This is a genomic window from Ureibacillus sp. MALMAid1270 (assembly GCF_049202975.1).
Classification (GTDB): Bacteria; Bacillota; Bacilli; order Bacillales_A; family Planococcaceae; genus Ureibacillus.
Map to the genome: position 1 here is coordinate 1 of NZ_JBMIRP010000091.1, position 14,187 is coordinate 14,187.

Below are 14,187 nucleotides of genomic sequence, written 5' to 3' on the forward strand. Positions count from 1 at the left end.
TTGTGTGAAATGCTTGAATACGAGATTGCCACATCAACTGGCGTTCAGATTGTTTCATAAAAAAACCTCCAACTTGATTCATTTTCATGATTGTCTCATGTCCATGAAATTCGTTGAAGGTGTGTTATATTTGACGCTTACGTTTCTTTGTCTAATTTAATGGTATGATCTTTTTTATACAAATATAGTAGTAACCAGATAAATGTAATCAAGAAAGATAGAACGTTTGCATACGCTGCACCATTCAATCCAAAAGCCGGAACCCCTAGCCAACCGAACATAAATACTGGCAAGAATGCGATATTTAAAACAATACTAATGATTAAGAAAACTAATGGTGTCTTAGAATCACCCGACCCACGGATGAACGTTGTATAACACATATATAAAAACATAATTGGTAATGTTAAAAACAAAATTTGAGCATAGCTAGCACTTTCTTTTAAAATATTCTCAGGTGTACCCATCAATTTCAAAATATCTTCAGAAAAAAGACCTCCAACGAATGCAACTACAACAGAAATTACTAAAGTTACAGCAATTGTAACCCCTACAATTTCTTTTAGCTTCTCCATATTTTTAGCACCAAAAGCTTGACCGATTAAAATTGAACTCCCCGAACCTACGCCAATAGCAAAAGATATTAATAGGAAGAATAATGGAAAGAAAGCCGCAATTGCTGCCAAGGCGTCTTCACCTAAAGTTTGGCCAACAACAATTGTTGAAACAATTTGTCCTGCCGATTGCAACACACTAGAAAGTGCTATAGGAATTAAAAAGAAAATCATTGATTTAGTTAAAGACATTTGATTATTTAACATTTTTTTCTCCATCTTATTAATTTTTCACACACACTTTTCGATTTTCTAATGGTTTGTTTCATAGTTTTATAAGATAGTAATTAAACTCAACTATAGGAATGAAACGTAGTTCCCCACTTTCTGATCGTCAGTTTTTTACCCAGTATGCACTTCCGTCCTTTTTACGGTCTATAAATCCATATGATACTAGATATCTTCTAATTAATACATAATCCTCATAGAAATTTTTTAAAAAATTGTTAATTTCTTTCTCTGTAAAAATCGCCTCTTTATTTAATTGCTCTGCAATTACTCTTAAAACAATTAAACGTTGTTTTTCCTTAGGTGGAAATTTTACTAGTGGACCTTTAATTCCATCTGGGAAAAACTTTTCAACTATTGTTCTTTGCTCTTCACTTGTAATCGCATAACGGTCATCAACCATCGTGGCATGTTTATGAGGTGTTATAAATGCTGGCGCATACTGATCTTTTTCCTTCAGAAGTTCCATTATTGCCAAAGTTGCCTTTGCTTGACGCTCTTTTTCTTTTAGGACAAATCGATGATGACGAATGGTTGAACTACTACCATTCCCCATTTCCTCTTGAACTTCTTTATCGCTCTTCCCAGCATAAAAATGTTTTAATAGCGATGTTTGACGCTCTGTTAAACCTGTAAATTTTTTATCAAGATTTATTAAATAGTCGAATACAGAATTGTGTTCTTTTTCAATATGAAGGCGAATAAAGCGAACTGCTTCATAAAGAACTTCTCCAACAGGATAGATAATCCCTTTTTCAACTTTTTCACCACATAGTAAACATACATATTGAGTTGGTTCTTCAATATAACCTTGCTTCATTTCATCTAAAGAGGCATTCCAAAATTTTTCGGGCTGATGCATTTCTATTCCCTCCCAGCCATTTTATAAATAACAAACAATCAATCTATATTGTCCAATGATTCTTAAACATTTTATAAAAACGTTTATATAATGTCACCGACAAACGGATTCTATGAATATAAAAAACTACTCGTCATAATCATCAGCGAGTAGTTTTTGTAATAACTAAATTTATTTAATAGAACCAACAATAAACCAAATAATAATGGAGATGAAGATCGACTGTCCAATTCCAAATAATAGTCCCGTTATGAATCTATGTCCATTATTACTCTTTCGCCATTTCCATTTTTGTGTGAAGCCATCAACAAGCATTGGTATAGATAATAAAATTGCACTGTATAATGGCAAATCCTTAAAGTTTAGCATAATTGGTACGAATAAATAACCTAGCAAAATAGCAAAGCAGCGAGTACAAATTGGCATGGGCTTCCCTTTTATATGAAGGCAACGTTCCGGGATCCGATGGCACGGTACAATATAAATTAATTCTTTCATAATTGGTTCCTCCACTAATTTATATTGCATAAATCGCAATCACAGTCCAACCCTTTTCTTTTTCCAATACAATCGCAATCTGTAAATGCAGTAAAGAAGCTACAATCTATACAATCACAATCTAATTTCTTATTCCTTTTTGAACTGTAATAAACTCCAAGTGATAGGAGTGATAAGATTCCGATACCAAGAAGAATCCCACCTAACACATAGGAAGCTTCAACAAGAAAGACAATACCAACACCAATCAAAATAATGGAAAATGTTAATCCTATAAAAAACATAGTGGATCCCCCTTGCTATTTAACTTCTATTTAACCCCTCTGTAAATCATTTCTTATATGTAATTATATTACAAACCCAATTATTTACAGGGCAGTTTTATAACATCACCAAAATTACATGTTTATTTCATTTGAAATTTTAATAATATTTCCTGTGTTAACCTACATAGACTTCAATAACGAAAGGTGGGAACTATGCGAAAACTATTATCATTTTTATTTGTCGTAGTGATAGGTATCATTTTTTCTTTATTTGCAAATGCTTCAAAACTAACTGTAGATGATTTTATAGACTATCAAGCAAATATGAGTTGGTCAGAACCTATGGACTGGGCAATCACCGAGGGTATTTTAAACGGTTATCCTGATAAAACACTAAAACCATATGAGTATGTTACTGAAGCACAAATGACAGTCATGTTATTAAACTTTTTAACTAAAAGTGAAGTTTCTGCTATAAAAAACAGCTCTCAAGCAGGTGAGCATTGGACTACACCCTATTACAACTTAGCTCAGAAGTATCATCTTGATTTATCCTACTCTACTATAAAGAATAGAGACCTTCCTGTTCGACGCGGAACAGTCGCAAAGTTCTTCGCTCAAGCGATTACTGGTAAGGAAATGACGGAACTAGAAGCTGTCCAGTGGATGTATGACAATGAAATTAGTTCAGGGCATCTAGATGGACAGGATGTGCCTCCGAAAACCTATAAATCCTACCACCCAAATGACAAGTTAAGTAGAGCCCATGCTGTTATTTTTTTATATAACATTGAAAAGAATTTAGAAGACAAATCGATTAAAGTCATAGAACAAAAAACAGATGATATTTCAGTTAACGGATTTGAACTTGGCGATCCTCAACATAAATTTGAAGAATTATATGGAGCTCCTAAAAGAATAAGCATGAACGATGATGGTCTAAAATTCCATACGTATTATCATAATGATTACGAAGACATGATCATTGTTGGTTTCGATCAATATGATCAAGCAGTTTTTCTATATTCAAACCAAGAAATTTTTACAGCTCGCCTCAATAACATCAATCTAATAAATCGAGATGCGATAAATTCCTATTTTAATATAAACAATTCAAATGAATCCGCAGAGGTAACGATTGATAACACGAGCCTTACTTTTTATTATGATACGGTATCATACAATACCCCTGTGAGAGCGATCTTAATAAAACAGAAAGACCTAGATTTAACCAAAACGTTAGAGCAACAGACAATTAATAGTTATTTAATCTTTGATATTACGAATAGTTACCGTCAGAACTTCGGACTACATTCATTAAAATGGAATGAAAAGGTTGCTAATACAGCCTATCAACATAGTAAAGATATGTTTATCAATGATTATTTTAGTCATACAAATCAAAAGGGACAGGATCCATTCAGTCGAATAATGGAAAATGGCATTGAATACTCTTTTGCAGGGGAAAACATTGCATATGGTTTTACTAATGGAATTATGGCTGCAGAAGCTTGGATGAACTCCGTCAATCATCGTGAAACGATCTTAAATAAAAACTTCACACACCTTGGCGTCGGATCTCATAGTTGGTACTATACGCAAAATTTCATTACACCATTCCATTAATTTGCATAAGGCTGTCGTAGTCTTCATATGTCTCGTCAGCCATTTTATTCTACAATTTTTCATAACAAGGTATGAGTTTGAAATTTTTTTAAAATAAATATCACCTAACTAATATTTCCCAAACCTCTAGAATAAATATATACGACAACACAGAATAATTGGGGGTAATTTGTTGGGAAATGTTAAAGCAATCGCAACATTTCAATTAGTTGGTGATGAGATTTATCGCACAAACACGTTTCTTCAATTTGGAACGGCAAGAAAGTCCCTAGGAGCCGCTGTTATGTTAAACCCTGGCTCATCGGAATTACAGGGTGAAGCAAGAAAAAAACTATTTATGAATGGCTCGCATACAGATGAAACAACGATCGATGAAACAATGCGGCAGCTCATTCAATTCATGAAGAAAACTCATAAAAATTTAGATGGGCGACTGCATATATACAACTTGTTTTATGTAAAGAAAACTAATAGCCGAGAAGCCATTGAGCTTTTTGAACATTTGAAAGTCTCTGGTAAGTATCCTACAATTATTCCGCCTAATTTATATGAAATGCAACAACATCCATGGATTCTTATTGGTTGGGGGGTTGAAAAGAAGAAAAGCTGGATTCACTTTGAGCAGGAAAAAGAAAAATGGCTAGAAATCATAAGGGATAGCGAAGTTCCATATTTCGGTGTGCTATCAAAAGATAACGAATATTACCATCCATGTCCAAATGGGCCCGATAAATCGGTACGTTTACAACAATTAGTAAACGTTTACAATGAAACTTTTAAGAATAAAATTCACGTTTAATAAGCATAAAATAGGGTTTTGAACACCATTTTCAAAACCCTTTCTTTACTTATTGACTATTCTTTTTATTTTTCTTCATTCGATCTACCATAAACCCACCCTTAAATGACTTTGGTTCGTAGGAGATAATAAATGCCTTAGGTTCAATAAATTCTACCAGTTGGAACAATTCTTTTTCACGATTACGTTTTGCTAAAATTTCATACTTAAAACGTTCACTATCTCGACCTTCCCCAATGTATGTAGTTAAAGCAAAACCATGTGCTCGAATTGTATCGATTAATTCTTGATTTTTATTTTGCGTATTAATAGTAATATACACATATCCAATCGCCAATTTATTTTCAATTCTTGTCCCTAAAAATATACCTAAACCAAAACCAACAGCATAAACAACCATCGCTAATAAGCTTTGATCTCCGCCGAATACAAGAGAAAGACCAAATACATAAATTAACATCTCTAATATTCCAAATAAAGCCGCTAAAAAGGTTATGTTTTTTACAAGAAATATTGTACGGAGTGTTAATAATGGTACATAGATTAACTGCAATAATAAAATTAATAAAATGTTCGTCATTTAATGCGCCTCACTAGAAGTTCTACTTTAACCTATTTTCTCTATTAACTCGGCTGAGTTATTTTTCGGTGAATTTACTTTGCTACTTACTGGATATGCCACCATCTGTTCATGATTAAACGGAACTAATAAATCATGTAATTGCCGTTCATCACGAATCTGTGGATTTAACCATACCATTTGTTGTTCTTTTGGTAAAATGACTGGCATTCGATCATGAATATCCTTCATTAAATCATTTGGTTCTGTCGTTAAAATGGTACATGTGTGGATGAGTTCCCCTGCAGGAGATCTCCAAGAATCCCAAAGTCCTGCTACTCCAAACAAGGAGTCGTCTTTCATTTTAATGCGCATTGGAATTTTCGTATTTCCGTCTCGCTTCCACTCATAAAAAGAATCCATTGGTATAATACAACGTCTTTGATAAAAGGACTTTTTAAAACTTGGTTTCTCACTAACAGTTTCAGACCGCGCATTAATCATTTTAAAAGCTACTTTTTCATCCTTCGCCCACGAAGGAATGAGTCCCCATTTTAAAAACCCCATTCGATTTTTCGCTCCATCATTGATAATCGATAGAATCTGTTGGGAAGGCGCAATATTATAACTTGCTTCATAAAATATCTCTTCTATAGCTTGTTGTATGTCAAATGCCTCTAATATTTTTTCAAACGATGCAAATAGAGTATAGCGACCACACATAGATTCATCCCCCACTGTTAGAGTTCATATTGGTTACATTATATATACTACGTCAGTGGAATGTCTCGTTACTAACATGCAAAATAAAAAGAAAGGGGTTTATACAACCCCTTCCAGTGTTATTTCGTAAGCGCTTTTTTTAATTCTTCTATTTGACCAATATGTCTTTTTTCATGATACCCGAGAAATTCAACCCACTGTTTTAAAGTTAATTTATCGAAGAAAGGATGTGGCAGGTATTTCCCATTTAAGTCGTGTTCACTAATATCTCCCATAAACTTCTCGAGTGATTCTCTCGATTTTTTTAGTTTCTCTTTTAACTGTTCTATTGTTTGGTATTCGTTAGATGGAACAAGAAATTTAGGTGCATTAACTTTTTGCGATCGATCTTGCGTTAGGTGCACTTTTTTCAACTTTACAGGATCTTCTTCTGTAACTGGTATAGCTTCCGTAAAACTACGTACTACAAGCTTCTCTGTTAAATAAAGATGTTCCAATACTTGAGCAATGGTCCATTTCCCCTCTTCTAATACATGGTTTATTTGCTCATCTGTAAAACCATCAATTACTTCAAATAACTCTTCTCTTACTTTTATATTAATTTCCAAAACAACACCCCCTATATTTACCTTTTATTCTATGAAAATTATGAATAGAACGAAAGAGTAAAAAAGAGTGAGAAAGTCATCTCACTCATAACTTGCACTTATATGTTATTTAGGAGGTGACTTTTAAAGTCTAATTAATAACATTGGAAGAAGATAATATTGTTTCGGTTGATGGAGTCAAATACCCATCCTCTTCTACCTCTCCAGCGGAAACCAATGATTGAATTACCCATAACAAGCATTGGGAAGAACCAGAAACTATTTCCGTTTCTCATCCATATAAACGTGTTACGGAACATACAACGTCTAATTCCACCTACACCACCACGGCGAGAAAAATCTTGTTGCTGCGTTGTTGTAAATGTTTGAGGTGTAAAGCTTGGCGGTGGAGAAGTCGGTGGTCTTAACTGATCCCCACCCGGAAAACCTCCTGGAGCACCACCTGGGAATCCACCTGGAAAACCTCCCGGAGCACCTCCTGGGAATCCTCCTCCCGGGAACCCGCCACCCTGGAATCCGCCACGAAACGACGGAGAATCATCTTGGCCTCTACCTCTTCCTCGACCTCTACCTCTGTTATCATCATCAAAATCGAAAGAGTCATCATCATAATCAAAAGGATACATTACATTTACCCCCTTTCTCTTAAACTACCTACAATGTATGTAGCTTCCAAGAGCCTAGTAAGGTAATCTGCCCTCCTTTGCAATTGCCCATATAAATTTATCTGAAATATGAATATTGTCGCATAACTTGAATATGTATTTATAGTCAATGGTTTTTTAATATTTTCCAAATATGTACACATTCCTAAGCTTAGAAATTTCCTAGAAAATCATCATGAGGAGTGATAAAAATCCTTCAATTTGTGATCCCTAAAAATAAGTACACTCTCTGTTTAGTGAATCCTGAAAAAAAGGATATTTTCAACCTTTACATTCGTTATTCAGGTATTCTTAATGGCCCTTCAAAGCGACATATAGAATGCGATCCAACTGTAATGATGACTGACAGGTTATTTGGAGAAAGTTATGCTATTTTAGATGAAAATCATGAATGGGATAATAATCAATCTTATCTATATGAAACACTCTATGTATCAGATGATGGAGTCATTTTGCAAAAGTATTATAGAAACCTGTTAAAAAATGTACAAACTTTAAATTCTCATTCTTTATTTACCACTCCTATTTGGGAAATTGAAGAAACTGATTATGAAATAATTGATCCAGAAGAGATTATTCGAATAGTATTTAAAGACATCTATGCAAAAGAAGCACCCGCGGATTCTAGTAGTTACCGTGAACTACTTAATAAGAGTGTATTATTCGAGCACTTTTTTGAGGATTTATATGTAGAGATGGATCGTTTTTATAAAGGAGATCAATGTTTTTCCAGGGAAAAATGGGATTTTGCTCAAATACTACAATCTAATTATTACGTTCAATTTGTTCAATCGGAAGGTTCTGATATTATCCTTTCAAATTGCTCAGGTATTATGAAAAAATTAAAGCTCTCGAAGGAACAAATGGCAGAGTACTTTATTAAATTTCTTAATTAAACAATCTATAATAATAATTTAAATTAATAGTAAAAATCATTTCCTCTTTGAATTTATTCGAAGAGGTTTTTATATGGTGTAATAAACAGAAAGTAGTTCATTACATGATTGGAGTACTAATAATAAAGTTAACTTTCTGTTTTTATCTGTACTTTTCACACGTTGTATATAAACATTTCCGAACTTTAGAACTGGCAAAGATTCTTGATTCCTTATATTTTTGTGACATTTTTTCTAACGAACGATTATAATATCCCTCCTTTTATCATAGAGTTTAAAAAAACAATTTACACACATTTGACATATCAAAAGGAGGAATGTAATGTTTATTGCTTTTATAATTCTAGCGGGTCTTTGTTTATTTATCGCATTAAAAAAACAAAAAATGCTCTTCTTAACTATTCCTGTAATCGCCTTCATCCTCTACTTTATCATCCAAATTGCTTTAGTACCCCTACCATTTATAGACACAGTAAAGTTCATCTTTAGCCTACAATAATCCCTTTTATGAGCTGGTATTTCCTTTGTCTTCTCTAAAAGGCAAAGTGAAAATATATTTTTTCTTTATCAAAGGTTTTTTCCGATGATTTAGAACTAGAGGAGGAATGTTTGAAGAAAATCACTTCTGTAATGGGTTTTGTTATTGGGGAAATTTATAAATAGGGGTGAATATTGTGAAAAAGATTGATAAAAGTATTGCAGATGCATACTTCCGTGAGAAAACAACGTATATGATCATCTATTTCATTATTTGGGCATTTGTTTCTTATGGTTGTGTAGCATTAGCAGAACCGTTAAGTTCATTTACATTTAACGGGTTTCCATTCCATTACTTCATGGGAGCACAAGGTGCATTAGCTACATTTATTATTCTTTTATTCGTAAATGCAATTGTAGGGGATAGAATCGATAAAAAATACGGCATTGATGAAAGTAAGAATGAAGAAATCGGAAGTAAAACAACACAAAATCACTAAGGGATTATTTCTTAAAAAGGGGGATTGCTATTGGATTCACAATTTATAGTGTCACTTACGATTATTTTAGCAACATTTGCGTTGTATATTTGGATCGCTGTTATTAATAATGCCAAAGGAACATCAGATTTCTATGTTGCTAGTCGTGGAGTTCCGCCACTATATAACGGTATGGCGATTGCTGCGGACTGGATGAGTGCTGCTTCATTCATCGGTATGGCTGGTACTATTATGGTACTAGGATACGACGGATTAGCGTATATTATGGGTTGGACTGGGGGCTACTTATTCTTAGCATTTTTACTTGCCCCACAACTAAGAAAATCTGGTAGCTATACTGTTCCTGAATTTATCGGAGATCGCTTCCAAAGTAAAACTGCACTTATTATAGCCGCGATTTGTACAATGATCATCAGCTTCACATATTCTATCGGACAATTATCTGGATCTGGTGTAGTAATTGGTCGTTTATTCCAAATTGATGCTGGTATTGGGACAATGATTGGGGTTGCGCTTATTGCAATTTACGCCGCATTCGGTGGTATGAAAGGGATTACATGGACTCAAGTTGCACAGTACATTGTATTAATTGTTGCATACTTAGTTCCTGTTATTTTCATGTCTTTACAAATTACAGGGAATCCACTTCCTTGGTTATCTTACGGCCACATCGTTAGTGAATTGGGAGCACTTGATCAAGCACTTGGATTATCTGAGTACTTTGCTCCATTTGAAAACGGAACGAAATGGCAATTCCTTGCACTTATGTTTACATTAATGTGTGGTACTGCAGGACTTCCTCACGTAATCGCACGATTCTATACAGTTAGAACAATGAAAGCTGCTCGTTGGTCAGCTGCTTGGGCGTTATTATTCATCGCGTTATTATACTTCTCTGCACCGGCATACGCAGCGTTCTCTCGCTTCATCTTAATGACACAAGTAGCTGGAAGTAAAATTTCAGAATTACCTGCATGGACAACAACTTGGATCGAAACTGGTCTATTAAAAATGGCAGACCAAAATGCGGATGGAATTCTTCAATGGAAAGAATTAATCATCGCTAACGACATTGTTGTAATGGCAACTCCTGAGATTGCTAACCTTGGAGTATTTGTAATCGGATTAGTTGCAGCTGGAGCTATGGCTGCTGCATTATCAACAGCAGGTGGATTATTAATTGCGATTTCATCAGCATTTGCTCATGATATTTACTACCGAATTTTAAAACCAACAGCTACAGATAAGCAACGTTTAAATGTTGGTCGTATTACAATTATTGTTGCAACAGTTCTTGCTGGTATTGTTGCGCTTAACCCTCCAGGTGCGATTACACAAATTGTTGCTTGGGCGTTCGCTATTGCAACAGGTACGTTCTTCCCTGCTTTAGTACTTGGTGTATGGTGGAGACGCGGTAACTCAAAAGGGACAATTGCTGGTATGGTCATCGGTCTAGCAGTAACATTAGCGTACATCTTTGCTGCTAAATATGGTGGCTTTACAATCTTAGGTATCATTGATACAGGTGCTGGTGTATTTGGTGCGATCGCTGCATTTGCTGCTAACATCATCGTTTCCTTATCAACAAAACCACCTTCACAAGAAGTTCAAGATTATGTAACAAACTTACGCTATCCAGAACAAATGACTTACAAAGATGGCGAAGTGTATTTGAACGAGTAAAAAATCAAACCAGTTTTCAAAGATTCTTTGAAAACTGGTTTTTATCATTCTAAGTTTTTAAAAAAATAATAGGTTTCATAATAATGAAAATCTGTATCTGGGATTCTTTCATTCTTATTGTGAATTGTACTCATACGGTTGATGATCGAAGCTATTGCCCCTTCGAGTATGCCATTTGTAGAAAAACTAACACCATAAGAATATAAATCCCCAAACTCTTCAGCAACCCATTTTAAAATACCTTCAATTTCAAAAGGATAGTTCATAAGTGTAAACTGAAAGTTAAATTTCATATTAGAGTTAATCGGGAGTTTTAAATTCGATAAGAACTTAATTCCCCCAATACTAATATTATCTAACAGTATAGGTGTTGCACCAACCTCTATTTTTTGATTATTCACTTCAATAATGGTCATTTTTCCAATGACATGTTGAGGGAATACAAAACGGAAATACTTTCTTTTTTCAATTTCATTTTTGCGATTCTTCTTTTTCACAGCTTGTGGCTTTAGAAAACCTCTATTCATTAACTTCTCATACTCTTGCTGTGTTACAGCTTTAGAAAATAAGTATCCTTGAATATAATCACATTCTTGTTGCTTCAAGAATTGAAGCTGCTCAGACTCTTCAACACCTTCTGCTACTACTTTCATATCTAGTGTTTTTGCCAAATACAGAATGGATGAAACGATCCCTTTTTCCATATGGCTGTCATGACTTAAATTTCGAATAAAATCTCGATCTATTTTTACCGTATCTGGTTTAAATCTTCGTAATAGGTCTAAGAATGAATACCCCTTACCAAAGTCATCAATGGCAATTCTAACACCTAATGCCTTTAATTCTTCAATAGTCGATAGAACCATATGTTCACTTTTCAACAAAGTACTTTCAGTAATTTCTAATTCTAAATATTTTGGGGGGATTTGGTTCATTTCGAGTTGTTCTTTTACTAAATCAACAAGTCCATTATGCATAAATCTTATCGGAGGGACATTAACAGATATCGAGCGAAGTAAAAATCCACTATCTTTCCATTCCTTTAATAATGTAATAACTTTCTTAATCACCCAATCTGTAATTGGAATAATCAAATGATTCTCTTCTGCAATCGGGATAAACTCATTTGGAGAAATTGCACCCCATTCATCGTGATTCCAGCGCATAAGTACTTCTGCTCCATAAATTTGACCCCGATTCGGTTCTAATATGTATAGTCTCCACTAATTGATTCCTTCATCCAAACACCCGAATTTAAATGATGAAATATTTGTTGAAAAGTATGAGTAGACTTTTGTTGTTCCGTTAAATCCTCAATGATCAGGTTAACACCTTCTGTTGTTTCTTGATTTTTTAAAGGAATGAAGGTTAGTAATAAGGTTAATGTTTGGTCATTATATTCATAATCAATAAGATGCTTTTGAATATCCCCTTCGAGTGCCTCGTTATATGTTAATTTTAACGCTAAGTATGTATCTTCTGGCAAAATGCGTTTAAAGTCCTCAATATTCTTGGGTTCATAACCTAATATTTCTTTGAAAATATTTGTATTCATTGAAAAAATACAATAATCAGAGGAAATGATAATTGAAGGATTTGGTTGGTACTTCGAAAATGTAGCACAATATTGTAATAAACTATTTTCACTTGTAAGATTTTCTTCATTTACTTCATCTATATTTTTATTAAAAAATCGATTTAGTAGGTTATTTTTTTTTGACTTATTAGACATCATTACACCTTCTACCCAAAAATTCTTATGATTTCGAAATGGTGATATTAAGTATATTAGACTATTTGTAAAATTAATTGAATAGGTAATATACACTATTATAGGGTTTTTGGAAAGAAATTGTAAACTATTCAAATAATTAATCCCTATTATGACAATAGGTTAAATATATATTATTGTGGACTAGCGCTCAATACTTACAGAACGGTTTATTTTAAAATATTTATAATTTTACAAAAATTATGTACAACTTAAAAATTTTTATTTATATTATAATTAGATAATGAAACTTCTTTGGTTTATTATCGTATATATATAACAATAATCTTACTCTTTTGGAGGGAAACCATTTTTATGTTTGATAAATTCAAGAAATCACTATTTGGAAAAAGTCATCGTTACAGTTCTTATTCTTCAAGCCATAAAGGTTATTCCCATCGAGACAAGTATTATGGCCACAAACATTATAAAAGAAAACGTAGAAGTTTCAGTTCAGGATTTTTCGGTTCCAGAAGTGGTAGCTTCTTTAGCAGTTAATAATGTTAAATTACATTAGCGACTTTAAAATAAATCATCTAATGAAAAGGTATATTGACCTTGAAACACCTTATCAGTTTCAAAAAATCATCGGAAAAGGTTCGTATGGTGTTGCCTATTTATTAGTTCATAAAGATACGGGAATACAATACGTCCTAAAGAGGATGAGGACTAAACATAGTGGAGACGAACGTCAGAAACGAAAGTTTAAACAAGAAGTTACGATGTTAAAACTATTAGGCCTCCCAAATGTGCCGAAATTGGTTTTCGAAGGTGAATTAGAAGGAATACCTTTTTATATTATGGATTTTATAGATGGTAACACCTTTGAACAGGAAATTTTCCATGAAGGAAAAGTATTTTCCTTAGAAAAATCTTTTATTATTTTAGAAAAATTGTTTGAAGTCGTTATTAAACTACATGAAAGAAATATTGTACATCGTGATTTAAGAATCCCGAATATTTTAATCAAAAATGATATTATTTATATTATTGATTTCGGATTAGCTTCATATATTAATAGTGATGTTCTTGTAAAAGAAATAGAAAATCCAAAGACATTAGAAGATCATAGAAGTGATTTATATTTCATTGGCCATTTTTTACTTTTTTTACTTTACTCAACGTACTCACCTAATAGTAGGAAAGAGCGAAGTTGGCAAGAGGAACTTCAACTTCCCGATGATGTAAAAACGTACATTGAACGATTACTTCTTATTGGACCTGCTTTTTCAAGTGCTGAAGAAGCAAGACAATCGATTCCATCATTTATCAATGGGGCTGTCCCATAAGTGGAGATTTTTCCACTAGGGGCAGTCTCGTTTTGTTTAAAAATCAAAAAAATTTATTAAAGAAAAAAATCGTCTCCTTTTCTATAATTGTAAGTGACGAAACAAACAATTGGAAAGGTGAGA

Annotated in this window: 17 protein-coding genes and 1 pseudogene; 8 read left to right on the plus strand and 10 right to left on the minus strand. The window is 33.5% G+C overall.

What is annotated here, in order from left to right; all coding sequences use genetic code 11:
• Positions 1-149: 149 nt before the first annotated feature.
• From ACOQFO_RS12035 to ACOQFO_RS12050, 4 genes and pseudogenes are all read right to left on the minus strand, one after another.
• A pseudogene (locus ACOQFO_RS12035) lies at positions 150-821 on the minus strand (MATE family efflux transporter); the annotation flags it as partial.
• 127 nt (positions 822-948) lie between these two features.
• The gene (locus tag ACOQFO_RS12040; RefSeq protein ID WP_421689911.1) at positions 949-1,704 is read right to left on the minus strand and encodes a DUF2087 domain-containing protein; all 756 of its coding nucleotides are present in this window, start codon (positions 1,702-1,704) and stop codon (positions 949-951) included.
• A 171-nt stretch (positions 1,705-1,875) separates the two neighbouring features.
• A complete protein-coding gene (locus ACOQFO_RS12045) occupies positions 1,876-2,202 on the minus strand; it encodes a DUF2085 domain-containing protein (RefSeq protein WP_421689912.1) in 327 nt (108 codons plus the stop codon).
• 14 nt (positions 2,203-2,216) lie between these two features.
• The gene (locus tag ACOQFO_RS12050) at positions 2,217-2,486 is read right to left on the minus strand and encodes a hypothetical protein (protein WP_421689913.1); all 270 of its coding nucleotides are present in this window, start codon (positions 2,484-2,486) and stop codon (positions 2,217-2,219) included.
• Positions 2,487-2,681: 195 nt separating this feature from the next.
• On the opposite strand from ACOQFO_RS12050, the gene ACOQFO_RS12055 reads away from it, so the two are divergent.
• Together ACOQFO_RS12055 and ACOQFO_RS12060 are read left to right on the plus strand one after the other, a co-directional pair.
• Complete coding sequence (locus ACOQFO_RS12055) at positions 2,682-4,094, plus strand: CAP domain-containing protein (RefSeq protein WP_421689914.1); 1,413 nt, start codon at positions 2,682-2,684, stop codon at positions 4,092-4,094.
• Positions 4,095-4,266: 172 nt separating this feature from the next.
• Entirely contained in the window at positions 4,267-4,893 is a 627-nt protein-coding gene (locus ACOQFO_RS12060; RefSeq protein ID WP_421689915.1) for a DUF1643 domain-containing protein, read from the plus strand.
• A gap of 49 nt (positions 4,894-4,942) precedes the next feature.
• Here ACOQFO_RS12060 and ACOQFO_RS12065 read toward each other — a convergent pair whose 3' ends face one another.
• The 4 genes from ACOQFO_RS12065 to ACOQFO_RS12080 all read right to left on the minus strand — a co-directional run bounded on the left by ACOQFO_RS12065 (position 4,943) and on the right by ACOQFO_RS12080 (position 7,409).
• A complete protein-coding gene (locus ACOQFO_RS12065; RefSeq protein ID WP_421689916.1) occupies positions 4,943-5,473 on the minus strand; it encodes a DUF2179 domain-containing protein in 531 nt (176 codons plus the stop codon).
• Between the two features lie 27 nt (positions 5,474-5,500).
• The gene (locus ACOQFO_RS12070) at positions 5,501-6,175 is read right to left on the minus strand and encodes an SOS response-associated peptidase (RefSeq protein ID WP_421689917.1); all 675 of its coding nucleotides are present in this window, start codon (positions 6,173-6,175) and stop codon (positions 5,501-5,503) included.
• A 119-nt stretch (positions 6,176-6,294) separates the two neighbouring features.
• Positions 6,295-6,783, minus strand: coding sequence for a DinB family protein (locus ACOQFO_RS12075; protein WP_421689918.1), 489 nt, complete (start codon positions 6,781-6,783; stop codon positions 6,295-6,297).
• Between the two features lie 134 nt (positions 6,784-6,917).
• Entirely contained in the window at positions 6,918-7,409 is a 492-nt protein-coding gene (locus ACOQFO_RS12080; protein WP_421689919.1) for a hypothetical protein, read from the minus strand.
• Between the two features lie 221 nt (positions 7,410-7,630).
• Here ACOQFO_RS12080 and ACOQFO_RS12085 point away from each other — a divergent pair, with 221 nt between their 5' ends.
• From ACOQFO_RS12085 to ACOQFO_RS12100, 4 genes are all read left to right on the plus strand, one after another.
• Positions 7,631-8,344: a hypothetical protein gene (locus ACOQFO_RS12085; RefSeq protein WP_421689920.1), complete on the plus strand. Its 714-nt coding sequence runs from the start codon at positions 7,631-7,633 to the stop codon at positions 8,342-8,344.
• Between the two features lie 322 nt (positions 8,345-8,666).
• Positions 8,667-8,843, plus strand: a complete 177-nt coding sequence (locus ACOQFO_RS12090) for a hypothetical protein (RefSeq protein WP_421689921.1) — start codon at positions 8,667-8,669, stop codon at positions 8,841-8,843.
• Positions 8,844-9,018: 175 nt separating this feature from the next.
• Complete coding sequence (locus tag ACOQFO_RS12095) at positions 9,019-9,321, plus strand: DUF4212 domain-containing protein (RefSeq protein WP_421689922.1); 303 nt, start codon at positions 9,019-9,021, stop codon at positions 9,319-9,321.
• A 30-nt stretch (positions 9,322-9,351) separates the two neighbouring features.
• Complete coding sequence (locus ACOQFO_RS12100) at positions 9,352-11,004, plus strand: sodium:solute symporter family protein (RefSeq protein WP_421689923.1); 1,653 nt, start codon at positions 9,352-9,354, stop codon at positions 11,002-11,004.
• A gap of 44 nt (positions 11,005-11,048) precedes the next feature.
• Here the strand turns inward: ACOQFO_RS12100 and ACOQFO_RS12105 are convergent, their stop codons facing one another.
• Both ACOQFO_RS12105 and ACOQFO_RS12110 read right to left on the minus strand, forming a co-directional pair.
• On the minus strand, positions 11,049-12,215 hold the full coding sequence (locus ACOQFO_RS12105) for an EAL domain-containing protein (protein ID WP_421689927.1): 1,167 nt from the start codon (positions 12,213-12,215) through the stop codon (positions 11,049-11,051).
• Entirely contained in the window at positions 12,209-12,736 is a 528-nt protein-coding gene (locus ACOQFO_RS12110; protein ID WP_421689924.1) for a hypothetical protein, read from the minus strand. Before ACOQFO_RS12110 ends, ACOQFO_RS12105 begins: the two co-directional genes overlap by 7 nt.
• 382 nt (positions 12,737-13,118) lie before the next feature.
• Between ACOQFO_RS12110 and ACOQFO_RS12115 the strand changes: the two genes are divergently transcribed.
• Together ACOQFO_RS12115 and ACOQFO_RS12120 are read left to right on the plus strand one after the other, a co-directional pair.
• A complete protein-coding gene (locus ACOQFO_RS12115; RefSeq protein WP_421689925.1) occupies positions 13,119-13,292 on the plus strand; it encodes a hypothetical protein in 174 nt (57 codons plus the stop codon).
• Positions 13,276-14,064, plus strand: a complete 789-nt coding sequence (locus ACOQFO_RS12120; RefSeq protein WP_421689926.1) for a serine/threonine protein kinase — start codon at positions 13,276-13,278, stop codon at positions 14,062-14,064. The genes ACOQFO_RS12115 and ACOQFO_RS12120 overlap by 17 nt, the downstream gene beginning before the upstream one ends.
• Positions 14,065-14,187 lie beyond the last annotated feature (123 nt).